General features: G+C 28.6%; 25 protein-coding genes. 6 read left to right on the top strand and 19 right to left on the bottom strand.

Annotation, left to right across the window (positions count from 1 at the left end; genetic code table 11):
- Positions 1–147: 147 nt before the first annotated feature.
- Complete coding sequence (locus tag B5E92_RS11890; protein WP_087302468.1) at positions 148–1,350, top strand: O-antigen ligase; 1,203 nt, start codon at positions 148–150, stop codon at positions 1,348–1,350.
- On the top strand, positions 1,337–2,071 hold the full coding sequence (locus B5E92_RS11885; protein WP_087302466.1) for a bifunctional 2-polyprenyl-6-hydroxyphenol methylase/3-demethylubiquinol 3-O-methyltransferase UbiG: 735 nt from the start codon (positions 1,337–1,339) through the stop codon (positions 2,069–2,071). The genes B5E92_RS11890 and B5E92_RS11885 overlap by 14 nt, the downstream gene beginning before the upstream one ends.
- Positions 2,072–2,110: 39 nt before the next feature.
- On the opposite strand, the gene B5E92_RS15710 is transcribed toward B5E92_RS11885, so the two are convergent.
- From B5E92_RS15710 to B5E92_RS11795, 19 genes are all read right to left on the bottom strand, one after another.
- Positions 2,111–2,284, bottom strand: a complete 174-nt coding sequence (locus B5E92_RS15710; protein WP_204245277.1) for a hypothetical protein — start codon at positions 2,282–2,284, stop codon at positions 2,111–2,113.
- A gap of 266 nt (positions 2,285–2,550) precedes the next feature.
- Positions 2,551–2,730 (bottom strand): hypothetical protein, encoded by a 180-nt coding sequence (locus B5E92_RS11880; protein WP_087302464.1) that lies wholly within the window; start codon positions 2,728–2,730, stop codon positions 2,551–2,553.
- 76 nt (positions 2,731–2,806) lie between these two features.
- Positions 2,807–3,580 (bottom strand): ZIP family metal transporter, encoded by a 774-nt coding sequence (locus B5E92_RS11875; RefSeq protein ID WP_087302462.1) that lies wholly within the window; start codon positions 3,578–3,580, stop codon positions 2,807–2,809.
- 140 nt (positions 3,581–3,720) lie between these two features.
- A complete protein-coding gene (gene mscL, locus B5E92_RS11870; RefSeq protein ID WP_204215267.1) occupies positions 3,721–4,164 on the bottom strand; it encodes a large conductance mechanosensitive channel protein MscL in 444 nt (147 codons plus the stop codon).
- Between the two features lie 88 nt (positions 4,165–4,252).
- Positions 4,253–6,160 carry an FtsX-like permease family protein gene (locus tag B5E92_RS11865; RefSeq protein ID WP_087302458.1) on the bottom strand — a complete coding sequence of 636 codons (1,908 nt, stop codon included), beginning with the start codon at positions 6,158–6,160 and terminating at the stop codon, positions 4,253–4,255.
- A complete protein-coding gene (locus B5E92_RS11860) occupies positions 6,157–6,912 on the bottom strand; it encodes an ABC transporter ATP-binding protein (protein ID WP_087302456.1) in 756 nt (251 codons plus the stop codon). The genes B5E92_RS11865 and B5E92_RS11860 overlap by 4 nt, the downstream gene beginning before the upstream one ends.
- A 96-nt stretch (positions 6,913–7,008) precedes the next feature.
- Positions 7,009–7,998, bottom strand: coding sequence for a HAMP domain-containing sensor histidine kinase (locus tag B5E92_RS11855; RefSeq protein ID WP_087302454.1), 990 nt, complete (start codon positions 7,996–7,998; stop codon positions 7,009–7,011).
- Positions 7,991–8,662, bottom strand: coding sequence for a response regulator transcription factor (locus B5E92_RS11850; protein ID WP_087302452.1), 672 nt, complete (start codon positions 8,660–8,662; stop codon positions 7,991–7,993). Before B5E92_RS11850 ends, B5E92_RS11855 begins: the two co-directional genes overlap by 8 nt.
- Before the next feature lie 111 nt (positions 8,663–8,773).
- Positions 8,774–10,888 carry a glycerophosphodiester phosphodiesterase family protein gene (locus B5E92_RS11845; RefSeq protein WP_087302450.1) on the bottom strand — a complete coding sequence of 705 codons (2,115 nt, stop codon included), beginning with the start codon at positions 10,886–10,888 and terminating at the stop codon, positions 8,774–8,776.
- 122 nt (positions 10,889–11,010) lie between these two features.
- A complete protein-coding gene (locus B5E92_RS11840; RefSeq protein WP_087302448.1) occupies positions 11,011–12,630 on the bottom strand; it encodes a glycoside hydrolase family 1 protein in 1,620 nt (539 codons plus the stop codon).
- Between the two features lie 49 nt (positions 12,631–12,679).
- Positions 12,680–13,714, bottom strand: coding sequence for a GNAT family N-acetyltransferase (locus B5E92_RS15855; RefSeq protein ID WP_087302446.1), 1,035 nt, complete (start codon positions 13,712–13,714; stop codon positions 12,680–12,682).
- 162 nt (positions 13,715–13,876) lie between these two features.
- Positions 13,877–14,548 carry a nitroreductase family protein gene (locus B5E92_RS11830; protein WP_087302443.1) on the bottom strand — a complete coding sequence of 224 codons (672 nt, stop codon included), beginning with the start codon at positions 14,546–14,548 and terminating at the stop codon, positions 13,877–13,879.
- Positions 14,549–14,552: 4 nt separating this feature from the next.
- Positions 14,553–14,807 carry a winged helix-turn-helix domain-containing protein gene (locus B5E92_RS11825; protein ID WP_204245275.1) on the bottom strand — a complete coding sequence of 85 codons (255 nt, stop codon included), beginning with the start codon at positions 14,805–14,807 and terminating at the stop codon, positions 14,553–14,555.
- A 202-nt stretch (positions 14,808–15,009) separates the two neighbouring features.
- Entirely contained in the window at positions 15,010–15,735 is a 726-nt protein-coding gene (locus B5E92_RS11820; RefSeq protein WP_087302441.1) for a MurR/RpiR family transcriptional regulator, read from the bottom strand.
- Positions 15,736–15,924: 189 nt separating this feature from the next.
- A complete protein-coding gene (locus tag B5E92_RS11815; protein WP_087302439.1) occupies positions 15,925–16,572 on the bottom strand; it encodes an RDD family protein in 648 nt (215 codons plus the stop codon).
- Between the two features lie 21 nt (positions 16,573–16,593).
- Positions 16,594–18,009, bottom strand: coding sequence for a 6-phospho-beta-glucosidase (locus B5E92_RS11810; protein WP_087302437.1), 1,416 nt, complete (start codon positions 18,007–18,009; stop codon positions 16,594–16,596).
- A complete protein-coding gene (locus B5E92_RS11805; protein ID WP_087302435.1) occupies positions 18,002–19,345 on the bottom strand; it encodes a PTS sugar transporter subunit IIC in 1,344 nt (447 codons plus the stop codon). Before B5E92_RS11805 ends, B5E92_RS11810 begins: the two co-directional genes overlap by 8 nt.
- Positions 19,346–19,510: 165 nt before the next feature.
- Positions 19,511–20,227, bottom strand: a complete 717-nt coding sequence (locus tag B5E92_RS11800) for a MurR/RpiR family transcriptional regulator (RefSeq protein WP_087302433.1) — start codon at positions 20,225–20,227, stop codon at positions 19,511–19,513.
- Positions 20,228–20,240: 13 nt separating this feature from the next.
- Positions 20,241–21,278 (bottom strand): tetratricopeptide repeat protein, encoded by a 1,038-nt coding sequence (locus B5E92_RS11795; protein ID WP_087302431.1) that lies wholly within the window; start codon positions 21,276–21,278, stop codon positions 20,241–20,243.
- A 132-nt stretch (positions 21,279–21,410) separates the two neighbouring features.
- Between B5E92_RS11795 and B5E92_RS11790 the strand changes: the two genes are divergently transcribed.
- The 4 genes from B5E92_RS11790 to B5E92_RS11775 all read left to right on the top strand — a co-directional run bounded on the left by B5E92_RS11790 (position 21,411) and on the right by B5E92_RS11775 (position 24,604).
- Positions 21,411–22,793: a PH domain-containing protein gene (locus B5E92_RS11790; protein WP_087302429.1), complete on the top strand. Its 1,383-nt coding sequence runs from the start codon at positions 21,411–21,413 to the stop codon at positions 22,791–22,793.
- Entirely contained in the window at positions 22,783–23,166 is a 384-nt protein-coding gene (locus B5E92_RS11785) for a GntR family transcriptional regulator (RefSeq protein WP_143357586.1), read from the top strand. Before B5E92_RS11790 ends, B5E92_RS11785 begins: the two co-directional genes overlap by 11 nt.
- A gap of 70 nt (positions 23,167–23,236) precedes the next feature.
- Positions 23,237–23,866: an HAD family hydrolase gene (locus B5E92_RS11780; RefSeq protein WP_087302427.1), complete on the top strand. Its 630-nt coding sequence runs from the start codon at positions 23,237–23,239 to the stop codon at positions 23,864–23,866.
- Positions 23,867–23,884: 18 nt separating this feature from the next.
- Positions 23,885–24,604, top strand: a complete 720-nt coding sequence (locus B5E92_RS11775; RefSeq protein ID WP_087302425.1) for a glucosamine-6-phosphate deaminase — start codon at positions 23,885–23,887, stop codon at positions 24,602–24,604.
- The last annotated feature ends 139 nt before the right edge of the window (positions 24,605–24,743 follow it).

Below are 24,743 nucleotides of genomic sequence, written 5' to 3'. Positions count from 1 at the left end.
TTCTTTAAATAATGCCCGAAATTCTAATGCACACAAATCACGTTCTTCAGGCGGATAATTGAATACATATAGGTACTTTTCCATTACTTCTCCTTATTTGTAACCACTTTAATTTTATGCTATAGTAACAGTACTTGGAGGTCTGTTATGCAATATTTAGATTCATTAAAAAACCGTTTTTCTAAAGAACAGCTGCTATTAATTGCAATAGCACTTAGTTTATCGACACCTTTTTATATTTGTGTCCCTTTTTTATTAGTTGTAACAATATATTTATTGTATACCAAAAAAATTATTAATGCTTATAAAACCACCCCAAAATCCAAATATTTACTTATTTTCATGGCAATAAGTTTAATAGTATCTCTAATTTATCAAAACTGGATTGGTGTTGGTTGCCTAGCTTTAATTTTTATAGCTGTTTCACTAATGCTATATTATCGCCAATATATCAATCAAGACACTTTTGAGTTTATTCTTGATTTATTAATTGCACTATCAGTTTTATGGGCAATATATGGATTATATGAACAAACCCAAATTTTACAACGGCTTGGGTATGACCATTTTACCTTAAAAGTATTCAGCCGTCGAGAAAATCGTCTTAATTCAGTATTTTTCAATGCCAATTATTATGCAATGATGATTGAATTTATTATTATGATGATTGGTTATAAAATATTTGGAACTAAAGACTTAAAGAAACAAGCTTATTATTTTGTAGTAGCTTTAATTAATTTCTTTTTACTGTATATGACTGGTTGTCGAACTGCATTAATTGCAACAGCTGGGGCAATGTTAGTATTTTTAATCGTTAATAAAAATTTCCGTATTTGTTTATTAATAGCTCTTGCCTGTGTACTTTGTGGCATTTACTTTATCTTTAATCCGGAACAATTTCCACGTATTGAACGAATCTTTGACAACTTTGCCGTTAGAATGAAAATATGGCGAGCTGCTATTACTGGTATCAAAGCTCATCCTTTATTTGGTCAAGGGCCCATGACATATATGATGATCTTTGAAAAATATCACGGTCACGTTACTCAACATGCTCATAGCGTTTATTTAGATCCTATTTTATCCTTTGGGGTAATTGGAATATCCGTGCTAGTTCCTTATGTTATTGATAATTTTAAAAGATTAATTAAAGTATATAAAAAAAGATTAAATATTCGTTATGTTGCCTTAGTAATTTCATGTATTAGTGTAATTTTGTTACACGGTACTTTAGATTACACTATTTTTTGGGTTCATACTGGTATTTTATTTTTATTACTATCTTCCTCATTTGGAATTTATGAAAACAGCGGTGATTTAGAAAGAGAAATTGAATATGAAAGAAAATAAATATGATAACCTTGTGTTTTTTAATAAATATCTACAAATGAATCGCTCAATAAACGGTTTAGATGGTGCTGGTGAATGGCATGAACTTAAAAAAATTCTTCCAGATTTTCATGATAAAAAAGTTCTTGATTTAGGCTGTGGTTTTGGCTGGCATTGTAAATACGCCAGCGATAATGGAGCCATATATGTTTTAGGAACAGATATTTCTAAAAGGATGTTACAAAAAGCCCAGGAAATTAATAGTGCTGATAATATTGAATATCAGCAAATTGCAATGGAAGATTTAAACTTATCGAAAGAAAGTTTTGATATTATTTTGAGTTCTTTAGCTTTCCATTATGTTGAAGACTTTATTTCTTTAATAAAAAATATTTATAACTGGTTAAAACCAGGTGGTGATTTTGTTTTTTCAGTAGAACATCCAATATTTACATCAGCTGGATCTCAAGACTGGTATTATGATGATAATGGTGAAATATTACATTTCCCAGTTGATAATTATTATTATGAAGGGAAAAGAGAGGCCATATTTCTAGATGAAAAAGTAACTAAATATCATCGTACTTTAACAACATATATTGAAACTCTTTTAAATAATGGCTTTTTATTAACCAACATCGTTGAACCACAACCACCTGAAGAAATGATGGATCTTCCAGGCATGAAAGATGAAATGCGTCGACCAATGATGTTATTAATCGCTTGTAAAAAACCGCTTTAAAAATGGAGACTGATTTATATCAGCCTCCTATTTTTATATTTAATAAAAATCTTCAATTTTTACTTTATCACTAATACCAACAATCGTCATCCAAATAACGCTAAATAAAATCAATCCTAATAACCAAAGAGGTACTCCACAAATTATAGTATCTCTAACTATCAATTCTAATACTATAAATAAGCCTATTGCAATTAACGCGATCCTGTTCATAATAAGCCTCCTTCATTTTCAATTATATCTTATTCTTTATATATATTCGATAATACCACTAATATGTTAAATAAATATTAAATTTTCTCTAGAAATAGAAAATGACAGTAAATATTACTGTCATTTTCAAGATTGGAAAGTTACTCAAAATATATAGGTATAAATTGCATAAAAGGACTAAAACATTATCTTTATACCTACGTTTATTTTACAATAATTTTTATAATCTAAAATCTAATTTGTCTTAAATGTTTGTTAATTTTTATTTACTTAGTTTCACCTTTAAACGCCAAATAAATAACGCCTAACATAAATGGTATCAATAATACTAATGCTATACTAGGCAGATTAGTTTTTTCACTACCTGTATAAGCGAAAATATTTGACATATTAGTCCCGATTGTCATCAATCCTGTTAATAATCCCATTCCTACTCTTTTTTTCATCTTCATCACCTACAGCTTTTATTATATTTAAAAACAGTATTTAAAATAGACAAAGACAATTAAGTTTATGTAAATATTATCCTAAGGCAACATCCAAGATCATCATAATAACAAACCCAATGGCAAAACCGATTGTTGCAAGATTACTATGTTCTCCCTGAGAAGCTTCTGGTATTAATTCTTCAACTACAACATAAATCATTGCTCCAGCTGCAAAAGCTAATAAATATGGCAAAATTGGTACCATCTTAGAAGCAAATAGAATAGTTATAACAGCACCTGCTGGTTCAACAATACCTGATAACAGTCCATAAAGAAAAGAACGATTTTTTGATAAGCCACTAGCTTTTAATGGCATTGAAATTATAGCTCCTTCAGGAAAATTTTGTATCGCTATACCGATTGATAAAGCAATCGCTCCAGCAAAAGTTATGTCTTGATTCCCAGAAAGAAACCCAGCAAATAACACTCCTACTGCCATTCCTTCTGGTAGATTATGCATTGTAACTGCTAATATTAACATCGTTGTTTTTTTCAAATGACTTTTAGGTCCTTCAGCTTTATTATCTAAATGCATATGCGGTATCATATGATCTAAAAATAACAAAAATAAAATTCCTAACATAAAACCAATCGCTGCTGGTAAAAATGATAATTTTCCCATTGAAGCCGACATTTCCATCGCTGGAATCAACAATGACCAGACCGATGCAGCAACCATGACTCCTGAAGCAAAGCCAAGTAACAGCTTTAGTACATAATTATTGATTTTATCTTTCATAAAATATACACAGGCAGCACCGGCAGTAGTTCCAAAAAACGGAATTAGAATTCCCCAAAATATTTCCATATTACATTCCTCACTTATTAATTTTTATCATCTTATATATAATCTCCAATATCTAAATAACGGAAAATAATTAAACTATATTTTGGCTATATTCTAGCTTATCCGATTTTTACATGCAATTTATATGATAATAAATCATTTTACTCATCAATTACTGATGTACAATGAGGACATCTTGAAGCTTCAATATTTATCTCTTCTTTACAAAAAGGACATATTTTTACTTTAGCTTCAGCTTTATTTTCTTCACCAATTTTTGCTTTAATACTTTCATTAATTGAATTAACTAACTTTATCAAAGCAAAAAGAATAAACGCAACTATTAAAAAATTAATTACTGCCGTAATAAAACTGCCGTAAGCTAATACCGGAGCATTTTTACCACTCCCTAAAACTAATTTTAAATTTGAAAAATCAACACCACCAAATATTCCTAATATCGGTGTAATAATATCATTATTTAAAGAAGTAACAATTGTGGTAAAAGAACCCCCAATAATTACCCCAACAGCCATATCAATTACATTACCTCTAGTAATAAATTTCTTAAATTCTTCAATAAGATTTTTTCCTCTTTTCATCATCTAACCTCCTAATAAATACATTAAAACAAAAAATGTCTATTTTAGTCAATTAAGTAAACAAAAAAGTAACTATGACAAACATAGTTACTTAAAGATAAACACTTAAACATTTTTGTTTAAAAGCAAACACTGATAACAAATATGCCAGATAAAAGATAACTAGTATTATTAATGCACTAACAACATTTATAATAAATAAATCTGTTTGCATTGTATTGGCAAGTGCCTGAACTGAAAAGCAGGAAGTAATTACCATTAATACAAATGGACAATAATAAGCAAAGCGAATTTCATTTTTAATTGATTTTGATAATACTCGATCACTAATGCCCATTTTTCTTAAAATCTGATAACGTTCACGGTCTTCATAAGCTTCATTGCTAACCTTCATAAAAATAATACTACCACTAGCTAAAATAAAGACAATAAATAAGAAAATACAAATAGAATAAGTAACACGAACCCAGGCAATATCACTATATAAAGGATCAAGCGCTACATAACCAACAGCTTCTCCTTCACTTTCAACTAAGGAATCTAAATATCCAATTGATGCCTGATAATTATTAGGATCAGCAATTTTATAATTATAAATATTTATTTCGTTACTTGTTGCTTGTAATTGTTTATAAACATTATCATTTACAACATAAGTATTAATATTTTCTTGAAGAATTCCTAAATAAGATGTATTAGTTTCATCTACTATTTGATATTCCTGGTTTTTAATGGTAATAGTTGGATTACTTACTGGATCAGAAATATCTATTAAATATAATCGGGTTAATTGAATTACTTGATTATCATTTAACTCTGGTAAATCAAAATCAATATTAGCTTTTTTAGCCAGTTGTTTTAATTGGCTATATGACACGATTCCATTAGTAGTATATGTGTACTTACTACTTACATCTTCATCGTTTAAAGATAGCATTGTATATGAATTAGAGAATTCTACTTCATTAGTTTTAGAGATTTCATCAGCTATTTGTTTTTCATCTAACTGTTTACTAGCTGTAATTGTATAATTATAAGTATCTCTAAAATGAGCAATACCGTCATAGCGTTCTTTCATTGCAAATGCAGTAGCTAAAACAGTTACTGAACAAATCATTAAAATCGTTACAATCGCATAAGTACGGTAATTCTTTTTTAATCTAAAGGCGATATTATTAACCCATAATGTTCTTTGTTTTTGATATAGATATTTTTTATTACCTATTAATTTATAGATTACAAATGGAATAACACCATCATACAAAAAGTAAATACCCACGATTACTAAAACAACTGCATAAAGAATATACATAAATGATGTTAAATCACCAACCTGCAATGCACAGTAGTAACCAGCAATCAACAATATCATACCTATTATTGCTTTAATAGTAGCCAAAATACCATTAGTAACCTTTAGTTCATTTTGTTTAGAAGCAGATAGCATTTCTACAACACTGCTTTTTACAATATTGATATATCCTTTAATGATCATTATCGCAAAAATAACTATAAACAAACTAATCGAAATTATAAATGGTGCTAAAGTTAATTTAAATGATACATCAACACTAATGTTAGAAAGAGCTAATAAAATCATTGTAAACAATTTAGAAAAAATTATCCCGGTTCCAATTCCAATTATTAATGATAATAAAGCTACTAAACTAATTTCAATTACATACATTTTACCAATCTTACCATTGTCTAGTCCCATAAATGTAAAGATTCCAATTTCTTTTTTTCGCTGTGCTAAAAAGACATTTGTAGCATACCAGATAAAGAAAAAGACAAAGATAACAAATACAATCGAAATAACTTCAATAATAGTTGTAATATAATCACTATTTCGATCTTTTAATACATCCATTGCTCCTGAAAAAGCAATATTTTGAAAATTAAAGAAAACGAAAATCGAAAACGATAATGAAATAATTAATGATACATAATTTTTAATACTTCTTTTAAAATTAGAATACGCTAGTTTAAATAAACTCATTGTTGGTCACTTCCCATCGAAGCTAATAAACTTAATATTTCATCATAGAATTGTTCTCGTTTACCAGTATGATTCAAGCGACATTTAATTGATCCATCACTTAAAAAATATACCTGTTTAGCATAGCTGGCACTATAAGCATCGTGAGTAACCATTAAAATAGTAGCATTACCACGTTCATTAGCATTTTTTAATGATACTAATAAATCTTTACTAGATTTAGAATCAAGGGCTCCGGTTGGTTCATCTGCAAAAATTATTCGAGGATTAGTAATTAAAGCTCTGGCACTAGCTCCTCTTTGTTTTTGACCACCAGATAATTGATAAGGATATTTGTTTAAATGATTACTTAAGCCAAATAATTCCGCCATTGCTTTAGTTCGAGCAATTGCTTCAGTATTTTTGACCCCGTTTAAACTAAGTGGTAAAGCAATATTATCAGCCAAAGTCATATTATCTAATAAATTATAGTCTTGAAAAATAAAACCTATTTTCTCTTGTCTAATTTTTGATAAGCGTTTATTACTAACATTACTGATATCTTCACCATCAATAATAATCTGACCATGAGTAGGTTTATCTAACGTTGAGATCATATTTAATAATGTTGATTTACCTGCCCCTGAGGGTCCCATAATAGCAATAAAGTCATTTTCATAAATATCTAGATTAATGTTTTTTAATACTTTCGTTTGATAATCTTTACCGCCATAACTTTTGACGAGATTTTTAATTTCAACTACTTTTTTCATATCAAGTCCTCCTTAGATTACAACTTAATTGTATCAAGTTGAACTCCAAAAATCCTAACAGCTATCTAACAGTTAATTCGCTAATCTTACATTTTCTTAATCTAAGAAAAAATAATCCCGATTATCTTTAAACTTAATAAAAAAACGAGTTCCCATATGAAAATTTTGATCAACTTGAACCTCAATATTCAATTTTTTAGCAATATCTTTAACAAAATATAATCCCATTCCGGTAGAACGATAATCACCATCTCTTAAGTTGCTGCCTACAAAACCACGATCAAATATGTATGGCATATCTTCCTTACTGATACCAATTCCGTTATCTTCTACAACTAAGGTTATTGCTTCATTTTCAATGATTTTAAATATTAAACAAGGACTTTCTTGACAATATTTAATTGAATTTGCAATAAACTGATCAAGCATATATGTTAACCAGCGACGATCATTGTAAACATAAATATCATCAAATTGAATATCAATACTAAAATGCTTGTTGATTAAAAAATATGATTGATGTTTTATTGCTTCTTTAATTACTTGGGTTAACTGGATTCGTTCTATTTTTATATCGTTTTCAGGATTTTTTAATTTACTGCTCATGAGCATAGTATTTAAAAGCAGTTGTAATCTTTCAATAGTTTCTCGAATATCTTTTTTTAAAAAAACATTTTCATTACGCTCATTCATTAATCTTAATGATGCAAGTGGTAATTTGGCTTCATGTGACCATTTTGAAATATAGTCCGATAAATCTTGAATTTGATTATTTAAATAATTTATTTTTTGTTCATAGTATTTTTGATTATGTGCAAATATATTAACTATCTGCTTACTACAAACTAAGTTTAATTCTTCTTTGTCAACTAATTGCCGTTTTTCTAATCTAACTAATCGTAAATACTTTAAATAATCAAAAATAATTACAACAATTAAAAGAAAACATAAAATTATATCTAAATAAATTAAATCTTCCAAAAATAGGCGACTGCCACAAAGTAAAATAAAATAGATATTAATAAAAGCAATAACACTAATAGCAAATAAAATTTTCAAGCCGGTTTTCTTTAAATAATTAATCAATATAGTAACCAACTCCTTTTTTTGTTTTGATAACCTCTTGTCCACTCATTAATTCTTTTAATTTATTACGTAATCTTGAAATATGAACTGATAAAGTTGCATCTGTTACAAATTCATCTGTATTCCATAAAACCATCATCAATTGTTCCCGACTAACACAATTACCACGGTGTTCTAATAATGTTGTCATAATTTTACTTTCTGATTTAGTTAACTCTAAAACCTGATCATTATGAATTAATCGACCACTTAATAAATCATAGCAGGTATCATCATCTAAATATTCTTTTTCTAATTGTTTATATTCATATGTTCTTCTTAGCATTGCTTTAATTTTGACTAATAATACTTCTAAATCAAAAGGCTTTTCAATATAATCATCACCACCAGCTGATAATGCCATTATTTTATCAGCATTTTGTTCACGACTAGAAATAAACAAAATCGGTACTGTTGATGTATTTCTAATCTTTTGACACCAATAAAAACCATCATAATATGGTAAATTGATATCTAATAAAATTAAATCTGGTGCATATTTTAAACATTGTCTATCTACATGTTTAAAATCAATATCAGCTTTTACTTGAAAATCCCATTTTTTAAGTAATAATTCTAGCTCCCGCGCTAAAACAGGATCATCTTCAACAATCATTATTTTCATCATTATCACCCCTATATAAAATTATTATATATCGCTAATTTAAAAATTAATATTAAAATATCCAATCTAACAAAAATGTTATAAAAAAATACTAAGTCATTAAACTTAGTATTAAAAAGCAGGATAACTATCACCTTTATAATAATAATATTGATAATTGTGCTTTAAGTAATCATCAACAGCCGCTTTGCCACGATCTGGATAATTAGTTATAATTCCACTAACGCCCATATCTAAATATTGACGCATTTTATCACTTGTATCAACGGTCCAGACATAAACTGGTACCCAGTTATTATTAGCTTTTTCAATAAAACTTAATGTAGCTCGATTTTCTTCAATAGCTAGAAAGTCAATATCCATATTCCATAATGATTCATCTAAATCCCCAGCACTACCATAAATACAATAACCAATCCACCATTCAGGATGCTCTTGTTGTAAATAAGTAACCGCATCGTAATCTAATGACATAAAAATTGAACGATCTTCAAAATTATTTTTTTCAACTACTTTAATTATTTCTTTTGCAAGTTTTTGACTATCACTATTTTCAGTCTTTAACTCAATTAACAAATCAACATCAATATCATTCTTTTTCATCTTCTTGATCAATCCATCAAGAGTTGGTATTTTATCTTGATAATTGCCTTGATATACCGTTAATTTTGTTAATTCTTTAGCTGTTGAATTACTAACTTTTTTTCTTTCATTAGCTAATCTAGATAAATCATTATCATGAATCACTACCGGTATACCATCACTTGAAAGCTGAACATCAATTTCTGCATAATTAGCATTATGGTCACTAGCGCCTTTTACAGCACTATAAGTATTTTCAACACCATAGTGACTTCCTCGATGCCCAATGACCCAAGGATGATGAACCATCGTTGATGGTTCTAAATAAGCGCCAACTAATAAAACAGATAAACTTACTAAAGTAAATGTTACTATTTTAGGATGTTTATTATATATTTTAGAACGGTTCAAAACATTTCTAATCACCTGATAAGGCCAAAATAATATAGAATTACTTTTTGAAGCTTTAGTTTTATTATTTTTTTGTTCATAGCGATTAATGATACTGGCTACAAAATACATAACAATAACTACAATTAAAATAGTACATAATATGTATATCGAATTGGGAGATATATAAGTAATTATTAATACTAATGCCGCCCAGAATATTAAATTGATGATCCCCCAATGTTTTTGATAAAACTCATTTTTAAAAATATTTTTATCTAAAAACTGATAAATGATATTACCTTGGATCTTGGCTTCAAGTACTGTTTCATCAAAAGCCTGATTAAAATCTGTATCAATAGCCACTTGGACAATTTCTTCATCTTGCTTACTAACTATCTTTAAGACTATTTGATAGAAGATAACTATTAATGCTACAATAATTAAACTATAAATTAAATATTGAATTAAATAGTTTCTAAATAATGATGAAGTAATTAAATTTTTTAAGAAATAGCGATTAAAATCAGCATTTTTTATTAATGCATTAGGTAATTGCTGTTTTAAAAGCATTTCCATTATAATCCAGCCTACAATCAAAGCTATTAATGTTATTCGTTGTTTTAACTGTAATGAACGATGAATTTTTAAGTTATCTTTAAATGCTTTGATAAAACTTTCTTTTTTTAAAACCATCATTACTGGTACAAAGAATAACAAAAGATAAATTCCATAATATAATAAATAAATTAAAACAATTAAAATATTACCTACCAATGTTAATTTCAATTCCCCAAATATAAAATTAGGAATTTTAAATGAAGGGAACAAAGAATTAATATATCCTAAATGAACTAGTGGTAATAGTAATATAAAATATAATCCAGCTAATAAAGTACTAGGATATTTTAAACATTTTAGATTTAGTATTGAGGTTTTTAAGACATCATAAATTCGAAAATCTATTCCTTGTGATTTTAAAGTTATCATATTAATAATGACACTGTATTCATAAATAATGGTCATTAAAGCTCCTAGCATTACTAATAATATTATTAATATTCCTTCAATAGTTAAAAAATCAAAAACGATATATTGATTGAAGGCTCCACCTAAGGAACGATCATTTAAATACATTTGAATGATTTTATTGAAAAATGGCGATATTATTAAAATTATTCCAATTTTATAAAATATTTCAAATTTTAAGATTTTGAAAAAAAGATATTGATAATTTTTTATTTTTTCAAACATTATATCGCCTCCACAAATGTTATTCTAACATTTATAGCGTACTTTTTTAATTAATATTACTTAAAAATATATTAAGAAAATCTAAAAAGCAACTTATTTTTATTTTAAGTTGCTTAATATAATTAATCAATTTGATTCAACAGATCAATAATCATTAATTGATTATTGTAATCAACATCAAGTTTATCTAATAAATGACCAATTTTTAAATGACCAACAATTCTAAGCTGAATGTCATTAACTCGACCATTAGATAATTTTTTAATTGTTTCTTTTAATCCATCGATTTTCAAAATATCACGAACTTTGGTATTTAATGAATATTTAGGTAATTCTTTTAAACAACGGGCATTAGTTTTAATTATTCGCTGATACACATAGAAAGAATCTTTAATATAACGTTTGTTAGTACCATTACCTTGATTATCTCTATCAACATAAACAAAGCCATAACGTTTTTCCATTTCGCCAGTTGAATAACTAACAATATCGATTGGTCCCCACCAAGTATAGCCCATCAAATCAACACCATCTATTTCTACTGCTTTTTTAGCTTGTAAAACATGTTTTTTTAAATAATCAATACGATAAGTATCATGAATACGATGATCTTCTTTTACTTTATCAGCCGCACCTAATCCATTTTCAACTATAAATAATGGTACCTGGTAGCGATCATACAAATAATTCAAAGCAATTCTTAATCCCTGAGGATCAATTTGCCAATCCCAGCGACTGCTTTTTAAAAACGGATTTTTAATACCGGCTTCAAGACTATTACCGGCTTTTATTTTAGAAAAAATATTACTAGATAGTACAACACTTTGATAATAACTAAAACCGATGAAATCTACTTTTCCTTCTTTTAAAATGGTAACATCTTCATCTTTGATTGGAATTTTTATACCATAACGATTAAACCATGACACAGCTTTATTTGAATAATAGCCACGTACTTGAACATCGCTAAAAAACATATTTGCATCCATAAACTTTTGATTAAGCAACACATCCTTAGGTCGACATGTTTCACTGTAACTACCAGTATAAGCAATCATACAACCAATTTTAGCTTTAGGAATTATTTCATGACACGCAATGACTGCTTTAGCACTAGCAACAAACATATGATGACAAGCTGTTAATACTTTTTTTAGATATTGATTATCCTTTTCAATGTTTAAACCGCCTCCAGTATAAGGATTAGTTAACATACCATTGATTTCATTAAATGTTAGCCAGTATTTAACTTTATGTTGGTAACGTTTGAAACAAGTTATGGCAAAGTTTTCAAAAAATTTAATACATTTACGACTATAAAAACCATTATACCAATTACTTAAATAATATGGCATTTCATAGTGTGATAAAGTTACTATTGGTTCAATATTATTTTTTAGTAACTCATCAAATAAATCATCATAAAATTGCAAACCAGCTTCATTAGGCTTTTTTTCATTACCATTTGGAAAGATCCGACTCCAGGCAATTGAAACTCGTAAACAATTAAATCCCATTTCTTTAAAATACTGGATATCCTCTTTGTAAGTATGATAAAAATCAATAGCCTCATGACTTGGATAATATTTATCATTTTCAACTTTAGTAGTTTTTTTCCTTCTTTTATCTTTACTACCTGGCAACATTACATCACTAATACTTAAACCTTTACCATCAATGTTATAAGCTCCTTCACATTGATTAGCAGCTAATGCGCCTCCCCATAAAAAATCTTGTTTCATTTTCCTCACCTCTTATCTATATTATAAAAAAAAGTAACGGACTTAACCATTACTTTTGTTTAATAATTTCTTTTACATATTTAAAATCAATGTCATCACATAACCACACACCGTTTTTTGAACAATAAAACTTATAGCCATCTTTTTGCATTGCAAGAGTATCAATAACTAAAACTACCGGTATTCCATGGCGACTACCTACTTTAAATGCTGTTTCAACATCTTTAGATAGATGAACATATAAGCGGCGCATCTTCTTGATACCAGTTGCCTTAATTTCAGATAAATTTTTCATTGCCGTTCCATGATACAATAAATCAGGGGGAACTTTTTCATCCAATTCAACATCTACTGCAATAGAATGTCCTTGAGCAGCCCGAATTTTAGTTTGATCTTCGTTATAATGAAAACGTTGTTTATTATTCGTAGCTACAATTTCCTGCAATATTTCATGATTGATGAAATATCCCTTTTCTCTAATACCAAGCAATAATTCTTCAACATCTGCCCAGCCATGTCCATCTAATTTGATTCCAATTACTTCCGGTTTATGTCTTAAAATCAAACTAATAAAACGCCCTAACTGATTAATATCAATTTTACCAAATTCTAAACGCATATCATACCAGATAGCGCCACCATGAACTGATTGTGAAATACCACAGTTTTTAAAACCAAATTTTTCATAATAATGAATTAATTTATCTTTACACGTCAAAATACAGCCCTTACGACCTTCTTGACGGGCTTGTTCTACTATTTTATCTATTAGTTTAGCTGCCAATCCTTGTCTTCGATATTCAGGTAAAACATTAAGACCAAAAATTGCTTGCCACATTCCATTTTCATCATGTAATGAAGCATCGCTAAACATTATATCGCTAATGGTACTGTTATTAGTAACCATACCATTTATAAAACCTATTAACTGATCATCATTTTCTAATAACCAAAAATGATCAGGATATACTTGCAAACGTTTTTCAAAATCGGCTTTTGTGGCTGCTTCAGCAACTGGAAAACAAGCTGCTTCTACAGCTGTGATAGGACCTAAATCTTTCATTGACGCATGACGAATTTTCATCTTGCTAAGCCTCCTTATCCGTTCTAGTATACCATTTATTAATAAAATAATAAAGCTAATTTATTATTATTACCAAATCATAACCAATTAAATATTAGTTTTTAAATAAAAAAATTCTTTTAATCGTGGTTTAAAACCTATTATTAAAAGAATCTTAATATCTTATTTTTTTATCCAATTAAAATTTTCTTTACTAGCACCGATTTCAAAGTGATATTTAACAATTCCTAAATCAACCTTAGTATAAAATCCTGTTCCTTTTTTTATTGCAACTTGATTGTCGTGACGAGAAAAAACAAATTTTTGTTGATTCATTGCTGTTGGAGCCAATAATGCTGCTTTAACACCATTTATAAACCATTCTGGTTGATTTTGCATTGTATCAACTACCTGATCTGTTGATTTAATGCGGTGTTCTACTCCTTGATTAGTACCATAACCAATAGCAATTACTAAAACTAGTTTTTCATTAGTTCCAATTTTAAAAGCAGTTTTAATCTTTTTATAAGTCATAGCTACCCAACAGGTATTTAAACCTAATTGTTGCGCTTTTAAAACAATCTTTTCACCATAATAACCACATTTTTCATCTAAATCAGGTCCTTTTTTACCAATTAAAGCAATATAATTTTTAACATTTTTAAATTTTCCATAATGAGCCATCATGCTATCAAAAGCCTTTGGTTCATCACTAATTAACTGAATATTTAAGTCGCCTTCTTGATTGCATTCATCAATACATGATAACAATTCATCCTTTATCGCACCAGTAATTTTTTTATCTGTATAAACACGTACAGAATGACGTTTTTCCATCGCTTCTAATAAATTCATTAATTTATACCTCCGCATCTCTTTTAGGAAGCCGTTGCATAATATCTTTAGCATGGTTAAGCATTGTAATTAACTGATCAAATAAATCAATATCACCATCAAAATAGTAATAATTTTTAGTAGCTTCCTGGCGGACTTTAACAACACCTGCTCTTTTTAAAATCTGAAGATGATGTGATACAGTTGCTCTTGATAAATGGGTCTTTTTAGCAATATCACCAACTCGCATTCCTAAACAGTCCTCAGATTCCATCATCATCAAAATAATATGCTGACGAATTTCATCGCCTGCCTAAAGCTAACAATAATTTTTGACTATTTTTAATTTCTAAAGATAATTGCTCTAATTCAGCTTCTAGATTCATAATAAGCTCCTTTTATCAAAGTATTATATCATATAACATCCTAAAAAATTGCTTCGTCAAAGAAATTACGACCATACAATATTTATACACGATTAATTATCTAATTCCAACTTTTTCAATTTCTTTAATTAAAGTCTCTAATATATACACAACTGGTACTTGACTTGCAGAAGAATAAAAATAACTATCTTTACTAGAAGGAATATAATAACAAATGTTTTCATCAGCAAGTTTTGCGGCAGTAGTATTAACACTATTACTTATAACAATAACTTTAGCTCCAGTTTCTTTAATAAACATAATTTGATTATTTGTTTCCTTGGTTTCTCCACTAACTGTCAAAATAACAACACAAGTATCAGGATCATATACATTAAAACGATGTGAAAAATCATCAACATAAAAACTTTTAAATCCACGACGATTAAATAAGTAAGCACCGTATTCAGCAATTGCTCCTGATAAACCAATCCCAAAAAATAATATTTCACTACTTTTAACCATCATCCCAGCAACTCGCTGGAGCAAGGCTTTAGATTCTTGATTATCGATTTTCTTAAAAAAATCAATTAAATATTCACTATCACTTTCCTGACGGCGAACTTCTTTTTCCTGGTTATAACGCATTTGAACCTTAAATTGCGTAAAGCCTTCAAAACCTAATTTTTTACATACTCTTGTAATCATCGAAGAAGAAACATGTAATGTTTTGGCAATATCGCTTAATTTAGCTTTTACCACAACATCACTATGATTGATTAAATAAAGATAGATTTCATATTCTAAATCATTTAGTTGTTTTATTTGTTCAATTGTTATCACGACTTTTCCTTCTTTCTAAATAATTATTTTTAAAATATCTTAACAAATCAATATTATAAATAAGCTTTTAATATCAATAAAACATTTACATTACTGTTATTATTTTAATTAAAATAATAACTATTATATTATTATAAACAAAAAGGTTAATCAATATGATTAACCAACAAAAAATGGATAAACCGAAGTTTATCCATTGGCAAGTTTAAGATTTTTTCTCATTTTTTTCTTCATTCTACGAACGGCTACAGTATATTGGTTTGAATCAAGATAGACTACTTTAGTATTAGTTACTAAATCATGTAAGGCCCGTTTTGATTTTAAAAATAAAACTAACAGCGCTGAAATCAAACTAATGACTAAGCCAATATAAGCATAAAGACCACTAAAATTAAAGTTAGTAGCTGCATTTATAATCTGATGTAACATATTACTACAGCTATAAATACTTCCTTCAACCAAAATAATCATTACTAATTGTCTAATAATAATTTGTTTTGTACTAGCTTCTTGATAGTCATTACTAACAATTTTAAGCTTCAACAATCTCTTACCAACTGTCTGTCCTTTAAAAACAACCCAAGGTACTCCTACATAATATATAATAGCTACTAGAAAAGATAAACTACCAGCTATAAAATTATATGGATAGTCGAAAATAGCGATATTTTGCGGTATACTGGTAGCATCTTCATGTAACATCATATAAATGATGATAATTGGTAATGAGGCAACAACGCCACCTAAATACCAGTCAATTGCATAAGCAAGAAATCTTCTAATATGACTTAATTCATTTTTTTCTTCTTTATTCCTTAGTTCTAATATTTTTTTCATAGCCTACCTCGAATCTTTTAATTATAATTCTTCACCGTTTGTTTCAATTACTTTTTTATACCAGTCAAATGATGCTTTTTTACTTCTATTTAAAGTACCTGTACCATCATTTTCTTTATCTACATAAATAAATCCGTATCGTTTTTTCATTTCACCAGTTGAAAAGCTTACACAATCGATACATCCCCACACAGTATAACCAATTAGGTCAACTCCGTCAATTTCAACTGCTTTTTTCATTTCTTGAATATGACTTCGTAAATAATCAATACGATAATCATCATTAACCTTACCATCTATCATTTCATCAACAGCACCAAAACCATTTTCAACAATAAATAGTGGTAATTGATAACGGTCATATAACCAGTTTAATGTATATCTCAATCCTTTAGGATCAATTGGCCAACCCCATTTTGTTTTTTGAATATATGGATTGTCGCATAAATCTTTTGATTCATCATAATCAAGATTTTCGTCACCATCGCCCTTAGTTGCAAATGACATGTAATAACTAAATCCAATATAATCAACACATCCTTTTGATAAAATATCCAAATCTTCATCAGTAATATCTAATTGATATCCTTTACGTTTGAAGAATGTTTTCATATATCCTGGATATTTACCACGAGCATGAACATCAACATACCAGAAACGTTTATGATTAGCTCCTACCGCTTTTAACATATCATCAGGATTGCATGAATAAGGATAAATTGGTGTCATTGCCATCATACATCCTACTTGCATTGATGGATTGATTTCATGAGCGATTTTTACTGCTTTTGCACTAGCAACTAATTCATAATGAGATGCTTGATAAACAATTTGTTCGCGATCTTCACCTTCTTCAAAAAGAATTCCTGAATTAGTAAAAACAGCAACATCAGCTTTATAATTAGCTTGATTATTAATTTCATTGAAAGTCATCCAATATTTTACTTTATTTTGATATCTTTCAAAACATACTCTTGCAAAATTAGCGAATAAATCAATTAATTTACGATTACGCCATCCACCATATTTTTCTACTAAACCATATGGCATTTCAAAATGGCTTAAAGTAATTACTGGCTCAATTCCATTTTTCAATAATTCATCAAACATATCATCATAAAATTGTAACCCAGCTTCATTTGGAGTAACTTCATCCCCTTCAGGAAAGATTCTAGCCCAAGAGATTGATGTTCTAAAACATTTAAATCCCATTTCTTTAAATAAAGCAATATCTTCTTTATAACGATGATAAAAATCTACTGCTTCATGATTAGGATAATATTCACCATCAATAATTGTTTTAGTAATTCGACGTTCTTTACCAACGCCACCTACGGTCATCATATCTGAAACATTAGGACCCTTACCGCCTTCGTTCCAGCCACCTTCAACTTGATGAGCGGCAACTGCACCGCCCCATAAAAAATCCTTACGCATTAGCTTCACCTGCTGCTTCTGCTTTAACAGCAGCTCTTGTACTTGCCATTACAAATGGTAAATAAATTAATGTACTTACACCAACTAAAAGAAATCCAATAACTAATGATAAGATACTAGTTGCTCCAGATCCTAAAAACGGAATCAAGAAACCTGGTGTTGTCCAAGCAACACTGTAAGCTACTGGTGGAATTATTTCAAAGACCGCTACACAAAGCCATCCAATAATATTACATACAACCGGTGCTAAAATAAATGGCACAATATACATTGGGTTCATAACAAGCGGGAAACCAAAGATAATTGGTTCATTAATGTTAAATAAACCTGGTGCTAAAGACATTTTAGCGATTTGGAACTGAGCTTTATTTTTACGACCAGCAATAAACATGGCAATGATTAAACCTAAAGTTGCCCCAGAACCACCTGTGTTACCAAAAGCATCATTAATAGATCCCCAGTTTACAGGATAAGGTGCACCCCAAGCAGTACCATTTGCTGCTACATATGCTAAGTTCATATTTTGTTGTTCTGTAAAGATAACTGATCTTAAAGCATTTAAAGTGTTAGGACCATGAATACCTAATACCCATAAGAATTGTTGTACCACTACAAATACTAAAATTGTACCCATAGAACTTCCAAGAGAAGTCATTGGTGCTTGAATAGCATTATAAATTAATACTTGAATACCATCTGCTGTGATATTACTGAAAATAAAGTTAATTAATCCAACTAATGCTAATACGATCATAATTGGAATTAATAAGTTAAATGATTTAGATACTGCTGGTGGTACCATTTCTGGCATTGAAATTCTTAACTTTGAATTACGTCCTAATCTAGTTAAAATTTCAGCCACAAATAAACCAACAAATAAAGCAACGAATAATCCTTGTGCTCCTAAATATGTTGTAGTTAAACCAGAACCACTTCCATCAACAAATTCTCTAGAAGCAGGATATAAAATGAAATATGCTGATAAAGCAGTAATACCACATAATACTTTATCACCTTTCATCTCTTCAGCTAATTGATAAGCTGTTAAAAATGCAATTAATACTGCTAAAATATTAGTAGTACCATTAACAACAGAATTTAAAATAGCTTGATAATCTGTTAAGTTAGGAATTAAATCCCCTAAATGTAATAAACTTGCAATAAACCCATTAGGATCTAAGAATACGTTGTTTATTAACAATACCATTGACCCCGCCATTGTAAGTGGGAATGATAATGTAAAAGCATCACGAACTGCAGCTACATGTCGTTGAGCGTTAATTTTTGCTGCAATTGGAACAAAGGCACGTTCCATGAATGCTTGCATTTTCTCCATAATTTTTTCCTCCCATAATTAGTTTAGCTAAACGTTTAATTTGTAAGCGCTATTTTTATCGACGCTTAATATTATAAACAAAGGAAATTTAATATAAATACTTTTAAGCCAATTAGCAACTGTATTCATAACTTGATTTTAGTTACATAAAAAAAACAATGTGTTTTATTTATGAAAACACATTGTTGTAAGATTTTCAATGATTGCAATAACTGGTATTTGCGTAGTCAAATCAAATATCTCTGTTCCTATTTTTTTAATATAATATGGAATAGTTAAATCCGATAACTTAGCTAATGTACTGCTTTGAGAAGTTGTAATAGCAACAATTTTACAACTTCCTTGTTTACTAGAAGTAACCATATCAATTATTTCTGGTGTTTCACCCGATACTGATAAAACAATTAACAAACTATTTTCACTTACTGCTGACATTTTCAAATATGGGTCATTGATAGCAATTGCAAATTTACCAGAACTAGTAAATCGTCTTGCTCCATAGTGACATACTGCTCCTGAATTACCTACTCCAAGAAAAATAATATTTTCACTATTACCAATTAAAGCCATAGCCTCATTAAATTTATCATGATAAAAATCAGAATCAAATTTTTTTAAACAATCAATAACTTCACTAAAATCATAATCACGTTCAAAATGCTTTTCATCTTGCATTGACATTTTATAAGCATATTTAAAATCATTATAGCTATCATATCCCATCTTTTTAACGAATCTAAGAATTGTTGTTGTCGAAACCTGAGCAACGCTGGCTAACTCTCTAATTGTAAGAAAGGGAATAATTAAACTATTATTCATAATATATTCAAACACTTGTAATTCAGTGTCATTTAAATCTTTAATTTGTTGTGCTTTAAACATTTATTTTCATTCCTTAAGCTAAATCTTCAATATTTTCAATCGTAAACTTTTGCATATTTAAATCTATTAATTCATCTTCAGGAAAATACTTATCGACTAACTGATTATATTCTTCTAAAGTTAAAGGCCGTGTTTGTTCATCTTGTAAATCAAAATAATAAACTACCCCATCATTATCAACGTCATCTGCCAAGTTATAGCCATAAGCTTCATCATAACAATAAGCTTCACCAAGCATCTCATATTTATTTTGATCATATTTATAAATAATATAAGGCCTGATCGTCATTCCTGCTGATTGATTATGGCTAAATGGTGTTTTGGCATAGCCATTTTTATAAAATTCGGTATCTGCTCCTAAAATTGGTAGCATTTCAAATTCTTGACTTTCATCATCATATTTCCAGATTTCACTGTGCATTCCTGCCATTGAGGTCGTTGTATAATTAATAATAATTTCATCAACACCATCCTGGTCAATATCACCAATTCCAAATTCATTTTCTTCAAACATTGCTTCATCAATGTCACCATTAATACCACCTTGTTCATCAATATAATCCTCAGGGTTATCATGAACAGCTTTTAAAAATTTAATATATTGATCAATGGAAACCTGATTAGAAATCTCTTCTTCTTTATCTTCAATTATTTCACGTTCATCTTCATATACTACATCTTTAGCTTCTTCTAATAATTCAACTGCTTTTTCTACTTGATCAGTTGTTACATAAACATCAGCTAATTCTACATAAGCATCTGCTTTTTTAGGTTCAATATCGATTGCTTCTAAATAAGTTTCCTCAGCTTGCTGGTATTCTTTTTCTTCAACATAGCGCTGAGCTTGATCCATTAATTCATTATACTGTTTTTCGGTATTAGATGATCCAAAAATAAAAATTGATCCAACAACAATTGCCACAACAACGATCACAGCAATTATCGCTATATATATTTTTTTATTTTTAGAACTAGGATCTAATTTTGCACCACAATTACTACAAAATTGCGCCTGAGCCTTATTAACAGTCCCGCATTGTTTACACTTCATAACTTTTCCCCATTTCACAAGATTTTATCAATCAAATTATATCACTATCATTATTTTATAAAAATAGTTATTAAAATTTTTATTTAGTATCATTTGTATTATGTGTTATAATACAAACAGAGGTGATATACAATGTTATTTTTCATTATTATGTTATCAACTGTTGCTATTGTAAATATTGCATTTTATTACAGTACTAAAAAAACAGCTAGTTATCAAGACGGACGGTTATTATTAGTGAATATCCCAGCATATGCTTATAACCTTAGCGAAGTCAAAGAAATAGAACATAATTTTAAACAAGAAACAACTAAAATACTATTTCTTTCTTTTCTTACTTATTTACCAATGATAATTCTTCCTGATTTTGTTGATATTTTATATTTTTTGATCATTATCTGGATTAACATTTATTTATTTAATTTGCCATTTAAAAAATATCGAAACCAATTATTAAAAATCAAAAAAGATTATAACTGGCCTAGTCAAAGTACTAAAACTGTAAAAGTTGATTTAGCAATGTTAGCACATATGGAAAAACAACCTTTTAATTATAAAAGATATTTAATTGTTTTAATCGTTGATATAATTTGTCTAGCTGGCATGATTTATTTTAAAGCTAATATCACTAGCTATTTATATTTAGTATTACAGTTTATTGTTTTAATCATTGGTATTATCCTTATAAAAAGATTACCTAATAAAACATATTGTGATGATACCAAAATTAATATTACTATCAACAGCTTAAGAATAGATTATGTATCTCATTGCTTTTTTTCATTAATATTGATTGATGCTTTATTTAATTTTGCAATTCAGTTTTATTTATTAAATAAATTACCTTTTATTATAGTGACCATTGTAATTATTTTAATGATGATTAATATGATTTTAATTATTAATCATACTAAAGACTATCAAAGAAAGAAACAAGAAATTTTAGCTAGTGAAAATCAAAAAGAATATACAATTGACGATGATTCTTGCTGGAAAATCGGTTTTTTAGGTCCGTACTATTATAATAAAGCTGATCCTAAGACATTTGTTTATTGTGGTACACAAATGGTTTTTAACACCGCCAAAACAAGCTATAAATATTTTGTCATTTGCATCTGGGTTTTTGTTATTGGTTTACTTATTATATTATTTGGTTATCCTTTTTACCTAGAATATACTAATCAATTAGTTGATGTTGCTATTGAAAATAATGTTATCGTTGTCGATAGTCCTTTATACGATGCTAAAATTAATTTAGATAATATTAATAAAGTTGAATTAACCGATGATTTAGGTGACGGTATACGAACTAATGGTAGTGATGCTATCGTTTATACTACTGGTTATTGTACTTATGATAAGTATGGTGATTGTAAAGTTTATAAAGCTAATTTTCATGACTGTTACATTATTTTATATACTGATGATTTAACGTATATAATTAATGATGATGATATTAAAAATACTAAACAGATTTATCAAGAAATTAAAGGAGTGATTAATAATGATTATTGAGTTAAATTATACAAGTGATACCCCGATTTATTTACAACTTAGAAATGAAATCGTTAAAGGAATTGCCAGCGGCCAATTTAAATATGGTGAAGCATTACCTACTGTACGTACTCTTGCAAAAGAATTACAAGTTAATAATATGACTGTTAATAAAGCTTATTCTTTATTAAAACAAGAAGGTTATATTTGTATTGATCGTCGTCATGGCGCTAAGGTACAGCCAACAATTGATAATTCATATGAACACCAGGAAAAATTAGTTAATGAACTAGAGTTATTAGCTAGTGAAGCAATTGTAAAAGGTATGGATAAAGAAGCCTTTTTGATACATGTAAAAAATTATTACAAAGTATCAATTATGACCCATCAATAGCCAAGTAATTTAGTTTACAAGCTTGTTTTAAGTTAAAACTCCAGTATAATTATATTAAAGGAGAACGATTATGAAAAAATACAAAGCAATAATTTATGATTTAGATGGGACAGTCTTAGACACATTAAAAATGAATATGATTCCATTATTAAAAATCATCAAAGAAGAAACTGGGGAAGATTGGTCTTTTGAACAAGTCTTAAAATTCGCCTCTTATCCAGGTATGAAAGTAATGGAAGAACTACAGGTAAAAGATCCTGAAAAAACTTATGCCCGTTGGGTAAAATATGTTAATGAATATGAAGATGGGGCAACTTTATATGATGGTTTTAAAGAAGTATTTGAAGCTTTTGATGGTAAAATTATTCAAGCTGTTGCTTCATCTAAAAAGAAAAAACAATATGAAATTGATTTTCTTTCTAAAGGATTAGGAAAATATATTGAAACTGCGGTTTTAGAAGAAGATACTACTAAACACAAACCTGATCCTGAATCAATTCTAGAATGTCTAAAAAGATTAAATATTAAAAATGAAGATGCTATCTATATTGGTGATACTTATTCTGATTATCAAACATGTAAAAATGCTCATGTTGATTTTGGTTTAGCTAAATGGGGTTGTACTAAAGAATTTGAAACTGATTCATCATGTCTTATTTTTAACCAGCCACTTGATTTATTAAAACTGCTTGATGATTAAAGACAAGGAGAAATCGTAATGAAACTAATTATTGAAGAAAATGAACAAAAAATGAGCGAAAGTGCGATGTTTATTTTACTAGGAGCAATGATGCAAGATAAAAGAGTAAATATTTCATTGACTTCTGGGCGTTCGCCAAAAACTATGTATGATATGATGATTCCTTATGTTAAAGATCAAGAAAAATTTAAGGATGTTGAATATTACTTATTTGATGAAAATCCTTATATTGATAAAATCCATGGTCCTAACTGGAATGATATGCAAGAGTTATTTTTCCAGCCAGCCAATATTCCTGATGAAAGAGTTCATATTATGAACAATGATAATTGGCAAGATTATGACAATCAAATTCGTAATGCTGGTGGTATTGATGTTATGGTTATCGGTCTTGGTTATGACGGCCATTTTTGCGGTAATTGTCCTCGCTGTACACCATTTGACAGTTATACTTATAAAATTAAATTTACTGATAAACAAGCTGTCAATCCTGGCTATGCCGACCGTCCTACCCAGCCACATACTTTAACGATGGGACCTAAAAGTCTAATGCGTGTTAAACATCTAGTTATGATTGTTAATGGAAAAGAAAAAGTTGAAATATTCAAACGCTTTTTAGAAGAACCAATTAATCAAGATGTTCCCGCAACGATCTTAAAACTTCATCCTAATTTTACAGTTATTTGTGATCAAGATGCCGCAAGTTTAATTGATCGTGATAAATTAAATCGTCTATAAAATCAAAGGGACACTGAGGTCCAATGTCGTCAATTTAAGAAGATTAAAAACGGATAGAAATCTATCAAGATATCTATCCTTTTTAATCTTAAATTATGAAAGAATATATTAGCTATATCAATAGATATTCCAATGATTT

Origin of the sequence: Erysipelatoclostridium sp. An15 (genome assembly GCF_002160675.1) — a bacterium.
Classification (GTDB): Bacteria; Bacillota_I; Bacilli_A; order Erysipelotrichales; family Coprobacillaceae; genus Thomasclavelia; species Thomasclavelia merdavium.
The sequence above is the reverse complement of the archived record's forward strand: the minus strand, read 5'-3'. Positions and strand labels throughout refer to the sequence as shown.

What these genes read in the sequence shown, in the direction of transcription:
- B5E92_RS11890 (WP_087302468.1), top strand. Translation starts at nt 148, where the DNA reads ATGCAATATTTAGATTCATTAAAAAACCGTTTTTCTAAAGAACAGCTG.
- B5E92_RS11885 (WP_087302466.1), top strand. Translation starts at nt 1,337, where the DNA reads ATGAAAGAAAATAAATATGATAACCTTGTGTTTTTTAATAAATATCTA.
- B5E92_RS15710 (WP_204245277.1), bottom strand. Translation starts at nt 2,284, where the DNA reads ATGAACAGGATCGCGTTAATTGCAATAGGCTTATTTATAGTATTAGAA.
- B5E92_RS11880 (WP_087302464.1), bottom strand. Translation starts at nt 2,730, where the DNA reads ATGAAAAAAAGAGTAGGAATGGGATTATTAACAGGATTGATGACAATC.
- B5E92_RS11875 (WP_087302462.1), bottom strand. Translation starts at nt 3,580, where the DNA reads ATGGAAATATTTTGGGGAATTCTAATTCCGTTTTTTGGAACTACTGCC.
- mscL (WP_204215267.1), bottom strand. Translation starts at nt 4,164, where the DNA reads ATGATGAAAAGAGGAAAAAATCTTATTGAAGAATTTAAGAAATTTATT.
- B5E92_RS11865 (WP_087302458.1), bottom strand. Translation starts at nt 6,160, where the DNA reads ATGAGTTTATTTAAACTAGCGTATTCTAATTTTAAAAGAAGTATTAAA.
- B5E92_RS11860 (WP_087302456.1), bottom strand. Translation starts at nt 6,912, where the DNA reads ATGAAAAAAGTAGTTGAAATTAAAAATCTCGTCAAAAGTTATGGCGGT.
- B5E92_RS11850 (WP_087302452.1), bottom strand. Translation starts at nt 8,662, where the DNA reads ATGAAAATAATGATTGTTGAAGATGATCCTGTTTTAGCGCGGGAGCTA.
- B5E92_RS11845 (WP_087302450.1), bottom strand. Translation starts at nt 10,888, where the DNA reads ATGTTTGAAAAAATAAAAAATTATCAATATCTTTTTTTCAAAATCTTA.
- B5E92_RS11840 (WP_087302448.1), bottom strand. Translation starts at nt 12,630, where the DNA reads ATGAAACAAGATTTTTTATGGGGAGGCGCATTAGCTGCTAATCAATGT.
- B5E92_RS15855 (WP_087302446.1), bottom strand. Translation starts at nt 13,714, where the DNA reads ATGAAAATTCGTCATGCGTCAATGAAAGATTTAGGTCCTATCACAGCT.
- B5E92_RS11830 (WP_087302443.1), bottom strand. Translation starts at nt 14,548, where the DNA reads ATGAATTTATTAGAAGCGATGGAAAAACGTCATTCTGTACGTGTTTAT.
- B5E92_RS11825 (WP_204245275.1), bottom strand. Translation starts at nt 14,807, where the DNA reads ATGATGATGGAATCTGAGGACTGTTTAGGAATGCGAGTTGGTGATATT.
- B5E92_RS11815 (WP_087302439.1), bottom strand. Translation starts at nt 16,572, where the DNA reads ATGAAAAAAATATTAGAACTAAGGAATAAAGAAGAAAAAAATGAATTA.
- B5E92_RS11810 (WP_087302437.1), bottom strand. Translation starts at nt 18,009, where the DNA reads ATGCGTAAGGATTTTTTATGGGGCGGTGCAGTTGCCGCTCATCAAGTT.
- B5E92_RS11805 (WP_087302435.1), bottom strand. Translation starts at nt 19,345, where the DNA reads ATGGAGAAAATGCAAGCATTCATGGAACGTGCCTTTGTTCCAATTGCA.
- B5E92_RS11800 (WP_087302433.1), bottom strand. Translation starts at nt 20,227, where the DNA reads ATGTTTAAAGCACAACAAATTAAAGATTTAAATGACACTGAATTACAA.
- B5E92_RS11795 (WP_087302431.1), bottom strand. Translation starts at nt 21,278, where the DNA reads ATGAAGTGTAAACAATGCGGGACTGTTAATAAGGCTCAGGCGCAATTT.
- B5E92_RS11790 (WP_087302429.1), top strand. Translation starts at nt 21,411, where the DNA reads ATGTTATTTTTCATTATTATGTTATCAACTGTTGCTATTGTAAATATT.
- B5E92_RS11785 (WP_143357586.1), top strand. Translation starts at nt 22,783, where the DNA reads ATGATTATTGAGTTAAATTATACAAGTGATACCCCGATTTATTTACAA.
- B5E92_RS11780 (WP_087302427.1), top strand. Translation starts at nt 23,237, where the DNA reads ATGAAAAAATACAAAGCAATAATTTATGATTTAGATGGGACAGTCTTA.
- B5E92_RS11775 (WP_087302425.1), top strand. Translation starts at nt 23,885, where the DNA reads ATGAAACTAATTATTGAAGAAAATGAACAAAAAATGAGCGAAAGTGCG.